Annotated in this window: 16 protein-coding genes; 6 read left to right on the top strand and 10 right to left on the bottom strand. The window is 53.9% G+C overall.

Translation table 11 applies throughout. The annotated features are described in order from the left end of the window. The first annotated feature begins 26 nt into the window (after window positions 1-26). The gene (locus EGT74_RS09215; RefSeq protein ID WP_123846217.1) at window positions 27-2,570 is read left to right on the top strand and encodes a DUF3857 domain-containing protein; all 2,544 of its coding nucleotides are present in this window, start codon (window positions 27-29) and stop codon (window positions 2,568-2,570) included. A 36-nt stretch (window positions 2,571-2,606) separates the two neighbouring features. On the opposite strand, the gene EGT74_RS09210 is transcribed toward EGT74_RS09215, so the two are convergent. From EGT74_RS09210 to EGT74_RS09195, 4 genes are all read right to left on the bottom strand, one after another. Then, on the bottom strand, window positions 2,607-4,244 hold the full coding sequence (locus tag EGT74_RS09210; protein WP_158618070.1) for an amidohydrolase family protein: 1,638 nt from the start codon (window positions 4,242-4,244) through the stop codon (window positions 2,607-2,609). Window positions 4,245-4,274: 30 nt separating this feature from the next. Continuing rightward, window positions 4,275-5,462: an FtsX-like permease family protein gene (locus EGT74_RS09205; RefSeq protein WP_123846216.1), complete on the bottom strand. Its 1,188-nt coding sequence runs from the start codon at window positions 5,460-5,462 to the stop codon at window positions 4,275-4,277. Between the two features lies 1 nt (window position 5,463). Further along, entirely contained in the window at window positions 5,464-6,114 is a 651-nt protein-coding gene (locus tag EGT74_RS09200; protein WP_123846215.1) for an ATP-binding cassette domain-containing protein, read from the bottom strand. A gap of 113 nt (window positions 6,115-6,227) precedes the next feature. After that, on the bottom strand, window positions 6,228-7,991 hold the full coding sequence (locus tag EGT74_RS09195) for a DUF4836 family protein (protein WP_123846214.1): 1,764 nt from the start codon (window positions 7,989-7,991) through the stop codon (window positions 6,228-6,230). 168 nt (window positions 7,992-8,159) lie between these two features. On the opposite strand from EGT74_RS09195, the gene EGT74_RS09190 reads away from it, so the two are divergent. Further along, complete coding sequence (locus EGT74_RS09190) at window positions 8,160-8,441, top strand: YciI family protein (protein ID WP_123846213.1); 282 nt, start codon at window positions 8,160-8,162, stop codon at window positions 8,439-8,441. Window positions 8,442-8,594: 153 nt separating this feature from the next. Here EGT74_RS09190 and EGT74_RS09185 read toward each other — a convergent pair whose 3' ends face one another. Then, complete coding sequence (locus EGT74_RS09185; protein ID WP_123846212.1) at window positions 8,595-9,614, bottom strand: SRPBCC family protein; 1,020 nt, start codon at window positions 9,612-9,614, stop codon at window positions 8,595-8,597. Between the two features lie 108 nt (window positions 9,615-9,722). Next, on the bottom strand, window positions 9,723-10,187 hold the full coding sequence (gene msrB, locus EGT74_RS09180) for a peptide-methionine (R)-S-oxide reductase MsrB (RefSeq protein ID WP_317126364.1): 465 nt from the start codon (window positions 10,185-10,187) through the stop codon (window positions 9,723-9,725). Between the two features lie 261 nt (window positions 10,188-10,448). Here msrB and mutL point away from each other — a divergent pair, with 261 nt between their 5' ends. Beyond that, window positions 10,449-12,299: a DNA mismatch repair endonuclease MutL gene (gene mutL / locus EGT74_RS09175; RefSeq protein WP_123846210.1), complete on the top strand. Its 1,851-nt coding sequence runs from the start codon at window positions 10,449-10,451 to the stop codon at window positions 12,297-12,299. Between the two features lie 5 nt (window positions 12,300-12,304). On the opposite strand, the gene EGT74_RS09170 is transcribed toward mutL, so the two are convergent. After that, window positions 12,305-13,789, bottom strand: a complete 1,485-nt coding sequence (locus EGT74_RS09170; RefSeq protein ID WP_123846209.1) for a gluconokinase — start codon at window positions 13,787-13,789, stop codon at window positions 12,305-12,307. 103 nt (window positions 13,790-13,892) lie between these two features. Between EGT74_RS09170 and EGT74_RS09165 the strand changes: the two genes are divergently transcribed. Together EGT74_RS09165 and EGT74_RS09160 are read left to right on the top strand one after the other, a co-directional pair. Next, on the top strand, window positions 13,893-15,626 hold the full coding sequence (locus EGT74_RS09165; RefSeq protein ID WP_123846208.1) for a GMC family oxidoreductase: 1,734 nt from the start codon (window positions 13,893-13,895) through the stop codon (window positions 15,624-15,626). A gap of 5 nt (window positions 15,627-15,631) precedes the next feature. Continuing rightward, window positions 15,632-16,318 carry a gluconate 2-dehydrogenase subunit 3 family protein gene (locus EGT74_RS09160; RefSeq protein ID WP_123846207.1) on the top strand — a complete coding sequence of 229 codons (687 nt, stop codon included), beginning with the start codon at window positions 15,632-15,634 and terminating at the stop codon, window positions 16,316-16,318. Window positions 16,319-16,618: 300 nt separating this feature from the next. On the opposite strand, the gene EGT74_RS09155 is transcribed toward EGT74_RS09160, so the two are convergent. Next, window positions 16,619-18,259: a peptide MFS transporter gene (locus tag EGT74_RS09155; protein WP_123846206.1), complete on the bottom strand. Its 1,641-nt coding sequence runs from the start codon at window positions 18,257-18,259 to the stop codon at window positions 16,619-16,621. Between the two features lie 221 nt (window positions 18,260-18,480). On the opposite strand from EGT74_RS09155, the gene EGT74_RS09150 reads away from it, so the two are divergent. Next, window positions 18,481-19,923, top strand: a complete 1,443-nt coding sequence (locus EGT74_RS09150; protein WP_123846205.1) for a Gfo/Idh/MocA family protein — start codon at window positions 18,481-18,483, stop codon at window positions 19,921-19,923. A 76-nt stretch (window positions 19,924-19,999) separates the two neighbouring features. On the opposite strand, the gene EGT74_RS09145 is transcribed toward EGT74_RS09150, so the two are convergent. Together EGT74_RS09145 and EGT74_RS09140 are read right to left on the bottom strand one after the other, a co-directional pair. Continuing rightward, a complete protein-coding gene (locus EGT74_RS09145; protein WP_123846204.1) occupies window positions 20,000-20,440 on the bottom strand; it encodes a hypothetical protein in 441 nt (146 codons plus the stop codon). A 24-nt stretch (window positions 20,441-20,464) separates the two neighbouring features. Then, complete coding sequence (locus EGT74_RS09140; RefSeq protein ID WP_123846203.1) at window positions 20,465-20,941, bottom strand: META domain-containing protein; 477 nt, start codon at window positions 20,939-20,941, stop codon at window positions 20,465-20,467. Window positions 20,942-21,076: the final 135 nt, after the last annotated feature.

Raw genomic sequence — 21,076 nt, 5'->3', positions numbered from 1 at the left:
TATTGTCTGTTTATACCTTTTGTCCCATGTACCGATTGTTATTCCTTGCCGCTCTCTTGCTGGCGCCATGCCTTCTCAGAGCCCAGTCCAAAAATATTTCTGCATCGCCCGCTCCATCGTGGCTGGCGCTTTATCAACCCGACCTCACCCGTAAAGTAAACGCCAAAGATTTCAGCGACGGCTACTATCAGCTGCTGTATGAAGAGCAACACCACATTGAAAAGAAAACCGTTTACCGCCATATCATCCGCCAGATAGAATCCGAAGCAGGCATACAAAATGGTTCGGAAATCAGCGTCGACTACAGCCCGGAATATGAAAAGCTGCAGTTCCACCAGATTCTGATCCGCCGCAACGGCCAGGTGATCAACCAGCTCAACCTGTCTCGTATCAAAGTACTGCAACAGGAAGAAGAGCTGTCGATGTTCATATATAGCGGACAGTACAACGCCTATCTTATCCTGGAAGATGTGCGAAAGGGCGATCAGATCGAATATGCCTATTCCATTATTGGAGAAAATCCCATTTTTAATGGTCTCTACTCCAACACCCTTTACCTGACGGTGTATGAACCGGTCGCCAATTTTTATAAAGCGCTCATCGCGGCGCCGGCGCGGCCGCTTCATTTCAAATATTACCAGGGCGCACCCCGTCCGGTAGAAAAAATGCTGAACGGTCTGCGCCTGTATGAGTGGGATTTAAGCAATAAAGTTTTCCGCCTGAAGCCGGAAGACTATCAGCCTTCGTGGTATGCAGATTTCCCCTACGTAGACATCAGTGAGTTTACAGACTGGGCTGCGGTGGCTCGCTGGGGCGCATCGGTCAATAACGTGCCGATGAACGGGAACGAGGTGGCGAACAGGATTGTCCGGCTCAGGAAACAGGCTGGCAACGATACCGCGAAGTATTTCGAGGCGGCCATCCGGTTTGTGCAGGATGACATCCGCTACATGGGTATTGAAATGGGAGAATATTCACACCGCCCCAATACGCCGGAAAAAGTGTGCAGGCAACGTTTCGGCGATTGCAAAGACAAAGCGCTGCTGCTGACGACGCTGCTTCGGGCGCAGGGCATTGAAGCAGACGTCGCCTATGTACACACTGATTTAAGAGGGCATATTGCAGACCGCCTCCCTTCCCCCGCACGATTTAATCATGTGATCGTAAAGGCCCGTTACAGGGATGTCGACTACTGGATAGATGCCACCCAGGCCTACCAGCGTGGCCGCCTGCATAACCGCTATAATCCTTTATTCAGAAAAGCGCTGCTCGTAAAGGAAGGCATCACCGCCCTTTCAGACATCCCTGTGAAAAACACCGGGACGCTCGACGTTACGGAGCTCTTCACTATCCACAGCATTGAAAACGACACTGCGCAACTGCTGGTTACCAGCATTTATAAAGGCATGCAGGCGGACATCTTTCGCGCCTCATCCGCCAATTCCGCTCTCAGTGATATGGAAACCTCCTATACCGAATTCTACAGCAAAAAGTATGGGAAGGTGGAAATGCGCGACTCCATCCGGATTTCCGACAACGATTCGGCGAATGTGATTTCCGTATCTGAATCTTATACCATTTACGAACCGTGGACGATTGATAGCGCAAACGGCATGATGCAATCTTTCACGACCCCTGCTCACATATTGACCAGTAAGCTGGTGTTTATCGACAAAGGCAGAAAAACACCCGTGGCGCTTGAATTCCCGATGAACGTGCAACATTCGATCATCATAACCCTCCCCCAGGAATGGCAGGTGGCACAGGAAAAGATCGATATCCGGCGTGAAGGATACCGCTTTATCTCGAAACCGGCCGCCGTAATGAATTCAGTGCAGCTGCGTTATTCTTTCGAGTCCACAATGGACCATATCCCCCGGGAAGACCTGGATCAGTACCGGCAGGATATGAATGCCCTGAATGATGCCGCCAACATCAGTCTTACCTGGCGGCCCGGCGCGGGCGACACGGCGGCCGCCGGCGGCCGTTGGGCGGGAGGCGTCAATTGGCTGGCGATACTGCTGGCGCTCGCAGCGGCAGCCTTTTTTGCACAGCTGGGCACAAAGTATTATAAGCGTTCCCTACCCTCATCCTATCCCGTACAGCAGCCATGGGACATCGGGAGCTGGCTGATTCTGCTGGCGATCGGTGTGGTGATTTCTCCGTTTCGTGTAGTGACTACGGTTTTCGGACTCGAAGTATTCCAGGGCAACGTATGGATGAACCTTCCGGCTACTTTCAGCGGCAAGAATATCTCTCTCATCCAGGCATTTCTGCTGCTGGAAGTGATCTGTAATGTGTTTTTACTGGCCGTTACGATTTTTAACCTGCTGCTGTTTTTCCGCAAACGGGATATTTTCCCGAGAGTGTTTTCTTTTATGCTGGCTTTTAATGTGGTGTGGGCTTTCGTCGATTTCGGCATAGCAGACGCACTGACGGGCAGCAATAATTTCACCGATCAGTTCTCCACGCTGCTTTCCGCGATTTTACCGGCGGCCATCTGGATACCGGTGATGCAGCTATCTAAACGGGTGAAGCATACTTTCACGCTTCCTTACGAATCCGCATAAAAAAACGGGGCTTTTAAAGCCCCGTTCCCGTTTATCTTATTGTCCGATCGTTTCCGAATCGAACACCACTACTTTCTCCCAGAGGTGATTGCAGTTTTTGATGAACTCCAGGTGCACGGGATGCTCCTGGTAAATATCATGACCGGCTTCACTGTTAAAAACGGTGAGCAGGCAGTAGCTGTAGCTTTTGTCTATTACGGGCCGGTCGGTATTGGCGGGTTTACCCACATTGAACACCAGCAGCGTTTCTATTTTTCCTAATGAGCTCACGCCTTCTTCAAATTTCTTCACGTCCGCGGCGGAAAGGCCCGGTTTCAGGTAGAAATTGACAACGTGCACGAATTTTTTTGTGTCGGCCATGGTTTTATTGTTTTGAACGGACAACAAGTTAGCAGTTCCGTGTTTAAAAATCAAGCCGTCTTTCATCACGAAGCTCACCTTTCCCATGGCCTGTATGTCTTTGAGCGGGTCGCCGTCTACCGCCGTAAAATCCGCCGTTTTGCCGGGCGCGATGCTGCCCAGCTGGTCCTGCACGCCGAGCAGTTCGGCCGCTTTGCTGGTGGCGGATTTGATGGCATCCATAGCGGGCATGCCGCCTTCGGTCATATAGGTAAATTCCAGCCAGTTGCGTCCGTGCATGAACACCCCGGCATCTGTGCCGAAGGCGATTTTCACGCCCTTTTTCCAGGCTTTGGAAAAGGTGCCCTGTATCTGTGGGCCGATGGCCTGCGCTTTGGGTTTCACGATCTCGGGGTAATAGCCGGGAATTTTGGCAGAGTCTGCCACGGAGCGGCCCGCCGTGATGGTGGGTACATACCAGGTGCCGTTTTTGATGGCCAGGCTCATGCCTTCCTCATCCATCTGTGTGCCGTGCTCAATGGAGTTTACGCCCGCACGGATGGCGCGTTTGATACCTTCGGTGCCGTGCGCGTGCGCGGCCACCTTCATATTATAATCACGGGCGGTGCTCACGATGGCGGCCAGCTCCTCGTCGGTAAACTGTGGACTGCTGCCGTCTTTGGCCACGCTCAGTACGCCACCCGTGGCGGTGATCTTGATGAGGTCGGCGCCGTTTTTATACGCCTGGCGCACGGCTTTCCGGCATTCGTCGGGGCCGTTGGCCACCCCGGCTTCAGGACCGGGGTCGCCCATCAGGTCTTTCCGGAAACCGTTGGTGGGGTCTGCATGGCCGCCGGTGGTGGCGATGGACTTACCCGCGGTAAATATCCTCGGGCCGGTAATAAGGCCTTTGTTGATGGCGTTGCGCAGCGCGATGTTGACACCCGTGCCACCAAGGTCGCGCACGGTGGTGAAACCCGTCATCAGTGTGCGTTCCGCGTAGCGTACGCTCATGTAGGCAAGGTCGGCGGGGTTTTGTGTGAACTTATCGGCATACAGGGTTTTGCTGGTTTCGGCTTCCAGGTGCACATGCATGTCCATCCAGCCTGGCATCACGGTTTGCTGTTTCAGGTCGATGACTTTATCGCCGGCCGCCGGTGTAGCATATCCCGCCTGCACCGCGGTGATTTTTTTGCCTTCTACGATCACCGACATCTGCCGCCGCGGCTGGTCAGACACTCCGTCGATCAGGGTACCGCAATGTAAAATGGTTTTTTGCGCCAGCCCGGGCAGCGCACCGCATACGGTGAATAAAAGCAAGAGGATCTTTTTCATGACTTTGGTTGAACAGGTTGAGATAAATGCTTACATGCCCGCGATATGTTTTTTGACGGAAAACAGGTTGACGAGATACACGAGCGCCAGGATACCCACAGTAGCCAGTATGGCAGCGATGGAAGGGATCTGCGGCACGAACATGTTGTGTTTGGCCAGTATGCCCGACACCCACCACTGCAGGCCCGCTACCAGCACGAGCGCGAGCACACCGATCACGAGGTACATCGGCACGAACTGTTTCAGCAGGTAACCCTGCAATTGCCGCGGCGCGGCGCCCAGCGTGATGAGCAGGCGTATCTCCTTTTTGCACGAGGCGATCACCAGCTGGATAAACATGCTGAACACCAGCAGGGCAAACATCAGCAGCACCAGGCCGAAAAAGCCGACCACGCTCACGATCACCTGCACGATGCCGCGTATTTTACTGTATTTGGTTTTTTCGGTGTCCGTCGAAAACCCGTGTTTTTCGAGGTAATCCGCCAGCACGGTGCTGCTGGGGTCTTTTGTTTTGATGATGATGCGGGAAGGCGCTTTGGCCGCGCCGGCGCCATATACGCTGTTGGCCCAGTCCATAAACGACTGCGGCACCAGCACGGTGGAAATACGATCCGAAAAGCCGGCGATTTTTCCGGCAAACTGTCCGGTACGGATACCCTGGCTGATCACGATGCCCGGGCTGAGGGTTTTGATGGTTTCTTCGGAAAACTGGGGAATGCTGTTGCCCAGCGCAAACCCGAAGTTGAACATGTCCACGAAATCGCGGGGCACAATTACCGGTATCACCATCTGGCCCGGCTGCCATTTCCACTCGTCGCTTTTTACATCGATAAAACTGTCCGGTACCGCTTCAAAAAACATTTCGGTGGAAAAGCCCAGCTGATCGGCCACCATCTTGACATTGAACTGCGCGGCCGTGATCACGCCCAGGCCCTGCACAAAAGGCTGCGCGGCAAAATCGTCGAGTTCGGCTTTGGTGAAAGTGGTGAGATCGGGGCGGCCCATCATGCTGTTGGTGATTTTTTTATTGATCACCAGGAAGTCGGCCCGCTCGTTCTGGTTTTTTTCGCTGTATAATAATTCTGAAAAATTATGATGCACCTGCAGCGCCACCAGGATCAGCAGCATCGCTATTCCCAGGCCGATGGCCGCCATCCAGAACCGACCTTTGCCCACACCGGTGCGGATGATTTTTTTGAGTAACTGGTAAAACTGCATGTTATAAAAGATGGGTTACGGTGTAATCAAAATGGTTGTCGTGATCGAGGTCGGTAAGAATGAGACCAGCGTTGCGTTTGCGGCATTCTTCGGCAATCAGCTGCGCCGCCTTGGCGGTATTGGCTTCGTCGAGGTGGCTGAAAGGCTCGTCCATCATCAGCCATTGGAAGGGCTGCATCAGCGACCGGATGATGGCGATGCGCTGCCGTTCGCCGTACGACAATGTGGCGCCGCTCTGGTTCAGCACATGGCTCACGCCCAGCCGGGCCGCGAATTCATGCACTTTTTCCTGTGTATACATCGGCTGCGGCTGCATCACTCTTTTCAATTCCACGTTCTCAAGCGCGGTGAGCTGATCGAACAAACGGAGGTCCTGGAAAATGACGCTGATCTGCTGCTGGCGCATGGCGGCCAGCTGGTCGCCGGAATAAGCCGCCCATGGTTTGCCGTCTATGCTCACCGTACCCGTATAGTCGTACCGGATATGATAGAGATAGTGCACCAGCGTGGTTTTGCCGGTGCCCGAGGGCGCTTTGATTTTGATAAATTGCCCGGGGTTGAATGTAATGTCGCGGTTCCAGATGTCCGATTGCTGCTGCATCACCTTTTCGCGAAGCGGCACGGGCACCACCGCAGATAAAGCGATCTGCATGTTCCTGTTCTGTTAAGTGGCCTGATGTGGAATGTTAAATATAGAATATTCCCCCAAATAAAAAGCTGCTCCGTCGGGAGCAGCTTTTTTATCTGAATGCTGATTCATCGTATTTATTGCGCAACGGCGGCAGCGGTTGTATCTACCGGTACTGCCACGGCGGCGGAGTCGATGGCCGGCTCACCCCATGCAGCTTCGTCTTCTTTCTTTTTGGAAAGATAGTAGCTGTACATTTTCTGGGTGAAGTTCGCCAGCTGTACCAGCGTATTCTGTCCTTCGTTTTTGAAGTTCAGCTCGATGGTCGATTTCTGGGAAGTGCCGTTGTAGGGCTCGGTGGCAACCGTGAAGTCTTTCAGCAGGCCTTTGATGTCGTTCAGCACGCTGTCCGGCACTTTCATTTCTTCGGCAGGAATGTTGTTCACCATTTTTTCGATGCTGAAGTACATGCTCATCACATTTCCTTTTGCTTTGCTTTCGATACCCTCGTCGAGTTTCACTTTGCCTTTGCCGGCAGCGTAAGCGGCCATCAGTTCGGCATCGGAGCTCAGCAGGATGCGCTCGTTGCTGATGGAAACGCCCATTTCGCCGGAGAGGCCTTCGTTCGGCACATATTCGTTGCCTTTTTTGGTGAACATCGGCGCGATGCGGGGAGAGCTCATGATTTTTTCAAAAGCCGCCTTGTCGCCTACTTTCAGGTTGAATACCCATTTAGCCTGGGGTTTGGTGGTTTTATAGGTAGAATCCCATGCGGAGGGCTGGCTTACCACGCTGAAGTCTGAGCCGATCAGGGCGAATTCGCCTTTGAAAGCTTTCAGCACATCATCGAGGGTGATGCCTGCTTCGGCGAGGCCCATGTTGGCAAAACCGTCCATTCCTACCAGTTTGAGAATGTCGCCCAGCATGCGCAGGTCAAAATTCATCAGCACGAAACCGAGTACATTGTCTGAAGGATATGTTTCCAGCATGCTCATGTTCACTTTCTCCATGGGGTATTTCTTCATGATCTCTTTCATTTCGGTACCGGCATAGGCATTGCTGTTTACTTTGATTTTGCCGTTTTCGAAATGCACAGCGGCGGTCTGGAATGAACCTGCGGTGAGTTTTTTCACGTTGGTAGATACCAATGCGGCCACGCCGGAAGGAGTACCGGGGTTGAAAGCGTAGATCTGCTCGCTGCTCATCCAGAACAGTACATCGCCTTTTTCTTTCTGAACCGCTTTGAACGATTCGATGGTGCCTACAGACTCATCCGCTTTCAGGTGGAAGAGGCCGTCCAGGATTTCAGGCGCGTTGGCTTTTTCCGGGGCTTTAGGCGCTGCGGGAGCAGCGGAGTCGCCCAGGGCTGCAAACGGATCGTTTTCCGGGCCGTAAGCGTCGCCGCCGAATTTATTAGCGTCAAAGGAGAATACGCCGATGATGGTTTCGTTGTTGAAACCTACCGCGCCGTCTTCGTCTTCCATGAATTTGAAGTCTTTACCCGCTTTGATCTCTTTTTTGGATTTTTCTTTCAGGAACGTTTCGAACTTGGCAGCGTCTTTCAGTTTGGCTACCGCCATCACATAACCGTTGCCTTTGTCGCCGGGTACCATGGCCACAAAAACGTCGCCTTTCAGGTCCACGCCGGAGTTCTCGGCTTCTTTCAGGGCTTTCGCCATTTCGTTGCTCGTATCTTTCTGTTGTACGGCTTCGAACAGTTTATCGACAGTCAGGCCTTCTGTTACCAGTTTCTCCTGAATTTGTTTGGAATTGATGCCTAATACCAGGGCGGCGGTTTTAGGGATGTGCTTGCCCTGCTCAGGCGCTTTGGAACAGGCTGACAACAACAACACGGCAATTCCCGATAAAAGAAGGAGTGCCCTTGAAAACATTCGTTTCATAATGAGAGTTAAATGGATTTGAAAATTACCCGCGAAAATACAAGCTTTTTTGCTAATACGTTTAATTTTTGTTGAACGGCTGCCGGAAAGGCGCTACTACCAACAATTTGTCTACCTTTGTAAACATTCTGATTTTTAACCATTTTTATTCGAAAGACCGTTTAAACTATGTACCTGATCCTGCTACAGTACATCAGGCCCCTGGCTGCCATCGAGCATTACCTGGAGGCCCACAACGCCTTCCTGGAAAAACAGTACAAGGAAGGCCGTTTCATCCTTTCCGGGCGCAGAAAGCCGCGCACAGGGGCAGTTATTCTTTGTAAGGCAGGCAGCCGGCGCGAGGTGGAGGCCATTCTGGCCGAAGACCCGTTCGACAAATACCAGCTGGCCGTGTATGACATCATTGAGTTCGAGCCGAACACTTATGAACTGGCCGATGTAAGTTCCTGACCTGGTTTTCTTCTTCCCGCTCTTTTCCTGTTTCTTCCCTTTGCCAATACCTGACCGCAGTATCCCTATTGCCGGAATATGCCATTTTTTTGCCTGCTCTGTTAATAGTCGCGCCAAAAGGCTTTTACCCCCACTCATTCGCGCCACATTGCGTCAATCTGCATAATACACCACCCTCGTCAGCCATTTCGTGCTGTCTTTTTCCGTTGCCGGGTCGGTGATGTATTCTTCCAATACCGGCCATTTGGAGGTCCGCCCTTTTTCGCGGAGGTATTTTTCGATGAGGGCATGCGCTTCCGCCGTGCGCTCATAAGGGCCATAAAAATCAACATACACGATTTTACCAGCGGGAAGCGTGACGGCGGTAATCCCGGCAGGTGGCGTTCCTTTGGCCTCCAGCGTCACCGCGGCGGCCATGTCCGTTTTGCCCGCTTTTTCGTCCCAGCTGTAATACAGGCCGGCGGGCACCCCGGGGCTCAGCCGGGCTTCATTCACGGCTTTGAATATCCGCGGAAGGCTGGCGGCGTAAAACCCGCTGATATCTTTGGTGCTTACTTCGCTGCGCACCGTCCAGTATGCCATTTCCGGCCGTTCTCCTTCTTTTGCCGCCGGTGAGGTAGCCGCGGCGGGAAGTTGCGGTACTGTTTTTTCCGCTTCCACAGCGTTTTTCAGGTTCAGCAGTCCCTGGGAAAAATCGTTTTCCAGGCTGCGTTTCATGAACATGCCCATGATGTTCTGCGGGCGGGGATATGCTGCGTCGATGCCCCAGGTAACGGTGGTGACGCCCGCGGCCTCGCGAACGAGATAATACACATCGGACGTGCCCTCGAAAGGCTCGAAAAACTGGAGCCGCTGCCGTACTTCGGTGAATGGTTTAAGCGAAAGATGTTCCAGCCGGCCTTCGCCCAGCTTTTTCCCTTTCCAGGACGTGGCGGCGCCCACGGTGCCGTCTACCCCCTCTATGCGGTATTGCGCTTCTGGTTCGATTTTGCGCCAGGTGCTCCATTGATTGAATTTTTCGAACCGGGTGATGTAATCCCATACAACCTGTACCGGGGCGTTGATGGTCTGGGATTTTTCGATATGAACTTTGGTTGGGGCCGCCATCAGCAATATCACGAACACAACCAGGATGATGCCCGTGAACCAGGCAAGAACGGTTAATGCCTTCATATGCTATGTTTTAATAAATATACTGATTTTGGCGGGGGTAACATGCAAATGCCTCACCCGGTACTGGAGCGTTTGTACCGGCAGCATATAGTCAGGTATCCGGGGATGTTATTCCTTTTCTTTGTACTTCTTTTCCGCATCCTGCGCTTTGTCGAAATCGAGGATAACGGAATTGATGCAATAGCGCAGGCCGGTTGGCGGCGGCCCGTCGTCGAAAACATGCCCCAGATGGGCCTTACAGCGGCCGCATTGCACTTCCGTACGCTGCATGCCATGAGAGTTGTCGGGTGTGTAAATCACGCTGGTTTTACTGATGGGCTGATAAAAACTGGGCCAGCCGCATCCGCTTTCAAACTTGGTGTCCGAAACAAAAAGCGGGTTCCCGCAGGCCGCGCAATAATAAGTGCCCTTTTCCTTGTGATCCCAATATTTTCCTGTGAATGCCCATTCCGTGCCTTTCTCCCGGGCAATGTCATATACTTCTTTCGGTAATACTTTTTTCCACTCTGCGTCTGTAAGGTTTACTTTACCAGTATCCGTGCGGGAGTACGCAGGATTCTTTTTTTCTTCCATGGATTTTATTTTGCCTCCGTTCTGAGAATATGTGCAATGGCTAAACAATATTAATAACGGTAAAATTATAAGTTTCCACGTTTTCATACTAAGATTTGATTTTGCGTTAACTACGCTTTAACACCAATAACAATACTACACTTTTGATTCGCGGCCGGAAGTTCGTCCCTAAAGGTACGAAACCACATCCCGATTGGTTTGCCGCACCACTTTTATTTAACATATTTTTTTATTCCTACCTTTACGCCAAAAGGCAGGCAAGTGGCGGATATCATCAATTTGTTACCGGATAATATAGCGAACCAGATAGCAGCAGGGGAAGTAATTCAGCGCCCGGCGTCGGCAGTGAAAGAGCTGCTCGAGAATGCGGTAGACGCAGGCGCCACTGAAATTCAACTTTTTATAAGGGACGCAGGCAAAGAACTGGTGCAGGTCATAGACAACGGCAGCGGAATGAGCGATACGGACGCCCGGATGTGCTTCGAGCGCCATGCCACCTCCAAAATCCAGTCGATCGACGATCTTTTCCACATCCGCACGATGGGTTTCCGCGGTGAAGCACTGGCTTCCATCGCCGCCGTGGCCCAGGTGGAAATGAAAACCCGCCGCCCTCACGAAGACGTAGGCACTTTCATCGAAATAGACAACAGCGTCATCAAACGCCAGGAGCCCTGCCAAACCGCACCGGGCACCAGCATCGCCATGAAGAACCTGTTCTTCAACGTGCCGGCCCGCAGGAATTTCCTCAAAAGCAACGCCGCGGAAATGCGGCACATCGTGGATGAGTTCATCCGGGTAGCCCTCGCATTCCCCCATCTCCAGTTTTCGCTCAACAGCAATGGCCAGCAAATGTTCCACCTTGAAAAAGGCTCGCTGAAACAGCGCGTGGTGAGCATCCTGGGGCAGCACTACAACGCCAAACTGGTAACGGTCAAGGAAACCACCGATTACATGAACATCCACGGCTTCGTGGGCAAACCGGAAACGGCCAAAAAAACCCGTGGCGACCAGTTTTTCTTCGTCAATAACCGCTTCATCAAAAGCAGCTATCTCAATCACGCGGTGATGACAGCCTTCGCGGAAATGATTCCTTCCGACAGCTTTCCGCTTTATGTATTGTTCATCGACCTCGACCCTGCACATGTGGATATCAACGTACATCCCACCAAACAGGAAATCAAGTTCGACGACGAACGTATCCTCTATGCATTCGTGCAATCGGCCATCAAACATGCCCTCGCCCAGTTCAGCGTAACGCCTGCGCTCGATTTCGAGCTCGATCCCGGTATCCAGCAGTTGGATGCATTGACGCAGCCGTTCACGGAACAGAAAAAACAGCAGTCTTCCAACACCTCCATCTATAAAACGTTCACCCACGCCAACCAGGCGCACGTGATCGACCAGAGCAGCAACCTCCGCCACTGGAAAGAACTGTACGGCCCGGCCCTGACGCCGGACAATGAAAACACCGTTCCTTCCGAACAGCCTGTTTCATCCACGGCCTCCGTGATCGACGAGCGTTGGCAGGAAGCGGCCACAGACCAGAAGGTGCCGGTGCAGGTGCATCAGCAGTTCATTCTTTCGCAGATCAAATCGGGCTTCATCCTGATCGACCAGCGGGCGGCGCACGAACGCATCCTGTATGAACGTTACCAGCGGGCGCTTTCAGAAAAACCCATCGCCACGCAGCAAAGCCTTTTCCCGCAAACGCTGGAGTTGTTGCCCGCGGATGCGATCGTGATCTCGGAAATGCTCCCCGATCTGCAGGCGCTCGGCTACGACCTGGAACCTTTCGGTCAGCAGACTTTCGTGGTGCGCGGCACCCCAGCCGACATCCAGAGCGGCAACGAACAGGCCAGCATCGAAGGTTTGCTGGAACAGTTCAAACATTACAGCAGCGAACTGAAACATAACCGCAGGGAACAGCTCGTGCGCGCCATGGCCCGCAACAACGCCATCCCCGCCGGCAAAATGCTGGGCACGAGGGAAATGCAGAATATTATCGATGAATTGTTTGCCTGCACCACGCCGAACGTTTCACCGGGCGGCCGCTTCACCTTTATTTCCTTTAAACTGAACGACCTGGAAAGAATGTTCGACCGCGGGGCGTAAGATTGTTAGGCGCCCTTCAACACCTCCATCACATCTTTCAGCTGGTGATACAAAAGACTGTAGGCTTTGTAGTTACGCATATATAAGCTCCGGTGCGTATTCTCCGGCTCAAACACGCGCGCCGTGCCTACCGGGTTGAACCGCCATGCATCCGTTTTACCCAGCGCATGCCAGGCCAGCATCGCGGCCCCGAGAGCGGACGCGTCTTCTTCCTGGTGCAGCAGCATGGGTTTCTGGAAAATGTCGGCCAGCAACTGTATCCAGAGCGGAGAAGCGGTGAACCCGCCGCTCACCGTCACTTCTTTCACCGGCGTCACCACACTTTCGAGGGCTTCGGCCACACTGTACAAACCAAAACAGATGCCTTCTATCAACGCGCGCTGAAAATGCGCGGACGTATGCTGCTGCCCGATGCCGATGTAGGCGCCGCGCGCCTCACTGTCCCACACGGGCGCTCTTTCGCCCAGCAGGTATGGCAGGCACAACAGGCCTTCTGCGCCTGGCGGCGCCGTGAAAGCGGTTTTGAGAAAATTATTATAATCGGACCATGGGAGGAATGCTTTGGAAAACCACTGCAGCGCACCGCCGCCGTTATTGATGGCGCCGCCGCAAACATAATGTTCTGGCGTGAGCGCATATGAAAACAGGCGGCTTTGCGGATCTTCGGCCGGCTGCCGCGTCATCATCCTGATGGCGCCGCTGGTGCCGATGGTAAGCGCAGCATGGCCCGGCTCTACCGCACCGCTCCCCAGTTGCGCCAGGCAACCATCGCTGCTGCCGGCCATGATGAGGGTATCTGGCGGCACACCCATAGCCTCCGCCATCGCTTCATCCATGCCTATCAGCAACCGCGTCGTTTCCACGGGAATAGGCAGGCGGTCGTCCGTGATGCCGGCCACGTCGAGTGCGGCGGCGTGCCAGTCGAGCTGCCGGATGTCGAACATACCCGTGGCGGAAGCGAGAGAGTGATCGATGATGAATTCATGAAAACACCGGAACAGGAACAATTCCTTGATGCCGATAAAACAGGCTGCCTTTTTAAACACTTCGGGCTCATGCTCCCGCAGCCATTGCACTTTGCAAAGCGGCGACATCGGGTGCACCGGCGTACCGGTGGCGGCATAGATCTGTTTCCCGGCCGGTGAGTTTTTAAGGGCGGCGGCGAAAGCCTCGCTGCGGTTGTCGGCCCAGGTCATCAGCGGCGTCAATGGCGTTCCGTTCCCGTCTACGGCCATCAGGCTGTGCATGGCGCAGCTGAGGGAAATGGCTGCCGGTGCGGCGTTCATTTCTTCCACCGTTTTGCGGATGGTGATGATGATGGCGGCGATGATCTGTTCCGGGTCCTGTTCACTGTAACCGGGTTGCGGATGCTGGGTTGGGTATGTTTGCCTGTGGGCGGCGGTGATATGGCCCGCCGGCGTTACCGCCACGCTCTTGGCACTGCCCGTGCCAATGTCTACTCCGAGGATATAAGGTGCGTTAGTTGTCATAGAATACGTACCGAAAGTAAAAAACACCTTTCATTTTCCGCATTTAATTTATAGATTTAAATACGCACAGGTCAAATCTTTTACTAAAAAATCCACGTTTCACATGGCATTTGAGATCAAAAAACAGGCGAAGGCGTACGATGTATGCATTGTAGGATCCGGCGCCGGCGGGGGAATGGCGGCCAAAGTACTGGCCGAGGCAGGCTTGAAGGTAGCCGTGCTCGAAGCCGGCCCCAAATACGACCCGGCCGACCCCGCACAGCAGACCCAGCTGAAATGGCCCTACGAATCTCCCCGCCGCGGCGCCAACACCACCCGGCCGTTCGGAGATTTCGACGCGGCTTATGGAGGGTGGGAAATTAACGGAGAACCTTACACGAAAAAGAACGGCACACAATTCGACTGGTTCCGCTCCCGCATGGTGGGAGGCCGCACCAACCACTGGGGGCGCATCTCCCTGCGATTCGGCCCCAACGATTTTAAACATTACAGCCTCGACGGGCACGGCGACGACTGGCCCATCGGCTACGACGACGTGAAACCGTTTTACGACCGTGTGGATAAAATGATCGGTGTATTCGGCTCCAAAGAAGGCATCTACAACGAGCCGGACGGGTATTTCCTGCCTCCTCCGAAACCGCGCCTGCACGAACTGATGATCAAACAGGCCGGCACCAAACTGGGCATTCCCGTGATTCCGTCGCGCCTGTCTATTCTCACCCGCACGGTGAATAAAGACCGCGGCGCCTGCTTTTTCTGCAGCCAGTGCAGCAGGGGCTGTACCGTGCATGCCGACTTCTCCTCCTCCACCGTGCTCATCAAACCGGCCATGAAAAGCGGGAATGTAGACCTCTACACCGGCGCCATGGTCCGGGAAGTGCTCACAGACAAAACAGGGAAAGCCACCGGCGTTTCCTACGTAGATAAAAACGACCTCCAGGAATACCAGCTCAACGCACGCGTGGTGGTGCTGGCCGCCAGCGCCTGCGAATCGGCCAGGCTTCTGCTCAATTCAAAATCCGCAGCGCATAAAGACGGCCTCGCCAATTCCAGCGGCGTGGTCGGCAAATACCTGCACGATTCCACCGGCTCGTCCAGGAGCGCATTCGTTCCCGCGCTGATGGACCGCCAGCGGTATAACGAAGACGGGGTGGGCGGCATGCACATGTACATTCCCTGGTGGCTCGACAATAAAAAACTCGACTTCGCCCGCGGTTATCACATCGAATTCGGCGGCGGCATGAACATGCCGTCGTATGGGTTCGGGTTCAACCTCGAAGGCGTGCAGGCCAAAGACCCCGGGCGGGCGGGCAAAGCAGCCGGTGGTTACGGCCCATCCCTGAAAAACGACTACCGCCGCTATTACGGCGCCACCGTTGGGTTTGCGGGCCGTGGCGAAGCCATCGCGCGGGCAGACAACTACTGCGAAATCGATCCCAATGTGGTTGATAAGTTCGGCATTCCCGTGCTGCGCTTCCACTATACCTGGAGCGAGCACGAAATCAAACAGGCCAAACACATGCAGGATACTTTTGAACAGATCATCCATGAAATGGGCGGCATTCCCCTGAATCCCCGGCCCGGGGAAGAGGTGATGCACGGCCTCGAAAATCCCGGCCGCATCATCCACGAAGTGGGCACCACCCGCATGGGCAACGATCCCAAACGGTCGGTGGTGAACAAGTTCAACCAGGCGCACGATGTTAAAAACGTGTTCGTGGTAGACGGCGGCCCCTTCGTGTCGCAGGCCGATAAAAACCCTACCTGGACGATACTGGCCCTGTCGCTTCGCGCGTCCGAATACATCGTGGATGAATTAAAAAAACAAAACCTCTGATTATCATGGATAGAAGAGAATCACTCAAAGCCCTGGTAATAGGCTCCCTTTCTTCAGGCGTAATATTGAGCGCCTGCGAAACCAAGCCGGGCGAAACCGCCAAAACAGGCGCCGGCGTATTTAAAACCTACGGCCGCACGCCCGACGAAGTGGAGCGCGACGAAACGCTGGCTAAAGAAACGTTTTTCACCGCCGCGGAAATGAAAACCATTACCGTGCTGGCCGATATCATCATTCCGAAAGACGACCGCTCCGGCAGCGCCAGCGACGCCAAGGTGCCCGAGTTCATCGAATTTATCGTCAAAGACATACCGCGTTACCAGGTGCCCATGCGGGGTGGCCTGCGCTGGCTCGATGTGCATTGCCTGAAAACGTACGACAAAACGTTCACGGACCTTTCGCCGAAAGAGCAGCTGGCCGTGGTGGATCAGATCGCATACCCTTCCACCGCCGCACCGGAGCTCAGCCAGGGCGCCACGTTCTTCAGCACCCTGCGCAACCTCACCGCTACCGGCTTTTTCACCAGCGAAATGGGGCTCAAGGACCTGGATTACCAGGGCAACAAACCCAACGTATGGGACGGCGTGCCGGCCGATGTGCTGAAAAAATACAACCTCGCCTATGACGAAAGAACCCTGGCCGAAAGCGTCAAGCCCGACGACAGGGGGAAGGTCATGACCTGGAACGATTAAACGCAATTTTTATACATGAAAGGACTGCTACGCAAACACGGCAGCCCTTTCTTATGCCCGCCCGTCACATTCATATTTTCGGGTAACCCCGTTGCACGTGCGAACCGGGTTCAATAATATCTCCGTAAACCGCCTGGCAATGTTCCCTGATCATTCCGCGGAATAGTCATATAAGCGCAGGTTGCAAAGGAAAGGGGCTGTATCACACTCTGATACAGCCCCTTTTTATCCGGTTACCTGATGGGAACAGGTAGTCATTTAGCGACTCTCTGCCCGCTTATATTTTTCATATAGCCATGCTTATGCTTTGGTATGTTCCCTGAATATCCGGTTCAGCCATCGCAGCATCACAAAAATGAGCCCCGCAGCGAATCCGAGCATGGCAAAGTTCACGAGGAAATAATTCATTTTATTGTCGTACGTATCCCACATGGCCGCCAGCACCCCGGAGAGTTTGTTGCCCATGGAAGTGGCGAGGAACCAGCCGCCCATCATCAGGGAAGTGAGGCGCGGCGGGCTGAGTTTGGACACGAGCGAAAGGCCCATCGGGCTCAGCAGCAGCTCCCCGACCGTAATCACGCCATAGCAGCCGAACAGCCACCAGAGCGACGCTTTCACTTCGCCGTTGTTGCAGAAATACACGGCGGCCACCATCATGAAAGTGGAAAAAGAAGAGATGAGCAGGCCCCACGCGATTTTGGTGGGTGTGGTCGGTTCTTTCCCGCGGCGGCGCAGCAGGGCGAAAAAGCCCACGATCAGCGGCGTCAGTACGATCACGAAGAAGGGGTTCACCGACTGGAATTGTTCCGTATTGATGAGGCTGATGCTGGCGCCTTCGGCCGGCATCTTTTCAGGCGCTACATTTCGCAGGTAGATGTTTTTGCCCAGCTCTTTCACCGGTTGCCCTTTGTCGTTTTTTACCACACGGAACTCATCGTCGTATTGCACCACGGAGTCCGTTTTATTGGTCACCGTTTCGGCGAGGTACAGGCTTTTGGCCGGCGCTTCGATGACGGCGGGCATTTCGCGGTCGGTATAGAACTGCGCCCAGGTAGTGAGCGCGGTACCATTCTGTTTGAACACGGCCCAGAACATGATGGACACGGCAAATACGGCCAGCAGCGCCTTCACCTGGTTCTTTTCGGCACCGGCGGCCTTACGCAGCAGGTTGGCGAAAAAGTAGATGATCGGAAGGCAGGCGAAAATGAAGGCGTCGGTGGAATCGGATCCGAAAATATTACCCGGTATCACCCAGCCGATGTACCCTACGACGAGCACGGGGATAAATACCTGGGCGAAGATGCTCTTCAGCGGCATGTCGCCCGGCTGTTCCGGTTTGCGCACATCCGCGTGTTTATAATGTTTGAGGCCCACCACGAAAATGATCACGCCGAGGAACATGCCGATGCCCGCGGCGATGAAGGCGGCGCCCCAGCTGATGCTGTTGCGGAGATAGGCGGCGAAAAAGGTGCAGATGAACGCCCCGATGTTGATGCCCATGTAAAAGATGTTGTAGCCCACATCTTTGCGGTCTTTATACTTCGGATCGTTATACACGTTCCCGAGCAGGGTGGAAATGTTCGGTTTGAAGAAGCCGTTGCCCACGCAGATGAGCGCGAGCGACAGGTAAAAGACGGTGAGGTCTTTCACGGCCAGGCCCATGTAGCCGATGCCCATGAGGATGCCCCCGATGATGATGGATTTGGTGTAGCCCACCTTCCGGTCCGCCAGCAGGCCCCCCACAAAGGGGGTAAGGTATACGAATGCGATAAAGGTACCGAAGATATCTACCGCCATTTTCCGGTCCATTGCCCAGCCGCCGCTTTCAGCGTCGGTGAGGTACAGCTGCAGGATGGCCAGCAGCAGGTAAAAACCGAAGCGCTCCCACATTTCAGAAAAAAATAAAAACGGCAACGCGGCCGGATGTTTGCGGTCAGACATGTTGTAAGTTGTTGTTTGGTGCCGCTAAAAATAACAACAAAACGGCAAATGCCCCCAAATTTAATAATCGCTTAACGGGGCAAATTCTTAACTTGTATGTCCCACCGGCGCGGCTTTCTCCCCCGACCGGGTGTAAAATCGATTTAGCACGGCAGCCGCTCATCTATAATATTAGAAACGCTAAAAATTTTCTATTATATTGAACGAAAATTTATCAAATCATGGTTCAGGAAAACAATAACAAAGGAAACCAGATTTCTCGTAGATCATTTCTAACAACAGGCGCTACTGCTGCTGCCGGTTTTATGATCGTTCCACGTCACGTTTTAGGAGGTAAGGGCTATACAGCGCCCAGCGACAGATTAAGAGTAGCCGGCATCGGGGTTGGCGGTAAAGGTGAAAGCGATATTGCGGAGTTTGCCAAAGGTCCGGCCGATATCGTTGTATTATGTGATGTGCACGACAGCCGTGCCGCCAATTCGGTGAAACGTTTCCCGAAAGCGAAGTATTATAAAGACTACCGTGAAATGCTGGACAAGGAGCATAAGAACATCGATGCCGTGTCCGTATCCACCCCGGATCATAACCACGCCGTGCAGGCCATGGCGGCCATGCAGCTGGGCAAACACGTGTATGTTCAGAAACCCCTCACCCACGATATTTACGAAGCGCGCAAGCTCACCGAAGCTGCGAAAAAATACAAAGTGGTAACCCAGATGGGTAACCAGGGCGCATCCGGCGACGGCGTGCGCCAGCTCATGGAGTGGTACAACGCCGGCCTGATCGGCGATGTGCACACCGTGTATTGCTGGACCAACCGCCCTGTATGGCCGCAGGGTATTCCCTGGCCTACGGAAAAAGCCGAAGTGCCGAAAGACCTAGACTGGAACCTCTGGCTGGGCACCGCCCCGCAAAAAGACTACGTCAACAAACTCGTGCCCTTTAACTGGCGCGGATGGTGGGATTACGGTACCGGCGCCCTCGGCGACATGGGCTGCCACATCGTGGAACCGCCCTTCAGGGTGCTCGGCCTGGGCTACCCCACTTCCGCGGAAGCCAGCGTGGGCAGCGTGTATGTCGACGAATTCAAACAAGGTTATTTCCCGGACAGCTGTCCCCCCTCTTCCCATGTGATCATGAACTTCCAGGGCAAAAGCGGCGATATCAAGCTCCACTGGATGGACGGCGGTATCCAGCCTGCGCGCCCCGAAGAGCTGGGTCCCAACGAAAGAATGGGCGACGGCGGCAACGGCGCCATCTTCATCGGCACCAAAGGCAAAATGATGTGCGGTACCTACGGTATGTACCCCTCCCTGCTGCCTTCTTCCCGCAACAAGGAAGTGAACGTGGCCAAAACCATCGCCCGTGTGCCGGAAGGCCACTACGTGCAGTGGGTGAACGCCTGCATCGCCGGTTACGGTAAAAAAGAACTGAGCGCTCCTTTCGAGATTGCCGGCCCTTTAACGGAAACCATCCTGATGGGCAACCTGGCCATCCGCAGCTACGATGTGCGCAAGCCCAAAGCCAGCGGCAACGGTTTCGATTACCCCGGCCGCTACATCAAACTGCTCTGGGACGGCCCGAACATGAAGATCACCAACTTCGAGGATGCCAACCAGTTCGTAAAACGCAACTACCGCGACGGGTTTACCCTCGGCGCGTAAGGTATAACCGCAAAGAGAAAGGGGCTCCGCATCACGCTGAGCCCCTTTTTTTATTTGCTTGCCAGATATATCTCTTTTAGCGGAACAGTTCCTTGAAATCTCGCTTGAACTCCTGCCATTCGTCGTCGGCTTTCTTCAGCGACTTGTTCACGTCTTCCTTGGTTTTATCCCATGCTTCCGCAGTGCTGTTCTTTACGTCCTCCAGGCTTTTAGCCAGGTCGTCGCGCACTTCCTGCAGGTCTTTCCTGGCCTGTTCGCTTTTTTTGCTGCCGTCTTTTTTCAGTTCTTCGATTTTCTGATCCAGCTCTTTCATTTTTTCTTCGATGCTGGCGGCCGCTTTATCCTTTTGTTCTTTCAGGTACGCGCCGGCCGTATCCGCTTTCATTTCCACGCCTTCTTTCACCTGGTCTACCCCTTCATGGATTTTTTCCGTGGCGGTGTCCGCATTGTTTTGGGTGTTGCTGCCCTGGCAGGCCATCACAAAAGCGGCGGACGCCAGGAATAAGTACTTGTACATATGTTTGGTTTTAGATGATCGATATTACGGTTTCAAGGCCGTGAAAGTAGCCAGGATGGAGTCTCCCTTCTGGAGGCGCAGCAGGTCTTTTTCGATGGTGTATTTGCTGGTTGCCTCCATCGCCTTGCCGAACGCGTTTTCGATGTTGAGGCGCTCGCAGGCCATCTGGGTGGAGATCACATTGGTGATCTGCAGGTCGCCGTTGGGGGTGGCCAGGTATTTGCCGCCGAAGCCGTTGCAGCCTAAAAATCCCCGCACTTCCGAAGAGGTGTCGGTAAACTGCATATAGATGTCTTTATCGCCGGCCGGTATTTCCATGGGGTTGGAGGGGAACTCCTTCAGTTTCCATTTGGTGCCTTCCAGTTTCCAGGCGGGCTCCGCACTGGTCTGGGCGGGGGTGACGGCGGCCGACGTGTCGCTGGCCGCCTGTTTGCTGGTGCCCTGGCAGCCCCAGGCCAGCAGGGACGCGGCAACAATGCCTGTTAATAATAACTGCTTCATAGTATTGGTTTTGGGTGCATGATGCTTATACAATTCTCAAGCCACTTTAACGCCACAGGCGGAATAATTGTTGACCGGGGCGCTAAATTCATGGGCGGCGGGGCTAATTTCAAAAAAATCGCTAGGTTTGGGCCT

Source organism: Chitinophaga lutea (genome assembly GCF_003813775.1).
GTDB classification, from domain to species: domain Bacteria; phylum Bacteroidota; class Bacteroidia; order Chitinophagales; family Chitinophagaceae; genus Chitinophaga; species Chitinophaga lutea.
Note: the sequence above shows the minus strand (reverse complement) of the source record. Positions and strands in the feature narration are given on the sequence as shown.

What these genes read in the sequence shown, in the direction of transcription:
- EGT74_RS09195 (WP_123846214.1), bottom strand. Translation starts at nt 7,991, where the DNA reads ATGAAACGAATGTTTTCAAGGGCACTCCTTCTTTTATCGGGAATTGCC.
- EGT74_RS09190 (WP_123846213.1), top strand. Translation starts at nt 8,160, where the DNA reads ATGTACCTGATCCTGCTACAGTACATCAGGCCCCTGGCTGCCATCGAG.
- EGT74_RS09215 (WP_123846217.1), top strand. Translation starts at nt 27, where the DNA reads ATGTACCGATTGTTATTCCTTGCCGCTCTCTTGCTGGCGCCATGCCTT.
- EGT74_RS09160 (WP_123846207.1), top strand. Translation starts at nt 15,632, where the DNA reads ATGGATAGAAGAGAATCACTCAAAGCCCTGGTAATAGGCTCCCTTTCT.
- EGT74_RS09145 (WP_123846204.1), bottom strand. Translation starts at nt 20,440, where the DNA reads ATGTACAAGTACTTATTCCTGGCGTCCGCCGCTTTTGTGATGGCCTGC.
- EGT74_RS09150 (WP_123846205.1), top strand. Translation starts at nt 18,481, where the DNA reads ATGGTTCAGGAAAACAATAACAAAGGAAACCAGATTTCTCGTAGATCA.
- msrB (WP_317126364.1), bottom strand. Translation starts at nt 10,187, where the DNA reads ATGGAAGAAAAAAAGAATCCTGCGTACTCCCGCACGGATACTGGTAAA.
- EGT74_RS09200 (WP_123846215.1), bottom strand. Translation starts at nt 6,114, where the DNA reads ATGCAGATCGCTTTATCTGCGGTGGTGCCCGTGCCGCTTCGCGAAAAG.
- EGT74_RS09185 (WP_123846212.1), bottom strand. Translation starts at nt 9,614, where the DNA reads ATGAAGGCATTAACCGTTCTTGCCTGGTTCACGGGCATCATCCTGGTT.
- EGT74_RS09170 (WP_123846209.1), bottom strand. Translation starts at nt 13,789, where the DNA reads ATGACAACTAACGCACCTTATATCCTCGGAGTAGACATTGGCACGGGC.
- EGT74_RS09205 (WP_123846216.1), bottom strand. Translation starts at nt 5,462, where the DNA reads ATGCAGTTTTACCAGTTACTCAAAAAAATCATCCGCACCGGTGTGGGC.
- EGT74_RS09210 (WP_158618070.1), bottom strand. Translation starts at nt 4,244, where the DNA reads ATGAAAAAGATCCTCTTGCTTTTATTCACCGTATGCGGTGCGCTGCCC.
- EGT74_RS09165 (WP_123846208.1), top strand. Translation starts at nt 13,893, where the DNA reads ATGGCATTTGAGATCAAAAAACAGGCGAAGGCGTACGATGTATGCATT.
- EGT74_RS09140 (WP_123846203.1), bottom strand. Translation starts at nt 20,941, where the DNA reads ATGAAGCAGTTATTATTAACAGGCATTGTTGCCGCGTCCCTGCTGGCC.
- EGT74_RS09155 (WP_123846206.1), bottom strand. Translation starts at nt 18,259, where the DNA reads ATGTCTGACCGCAAACATCCGGCCGCGTTGCCGTTTTTATTTTTTTCT.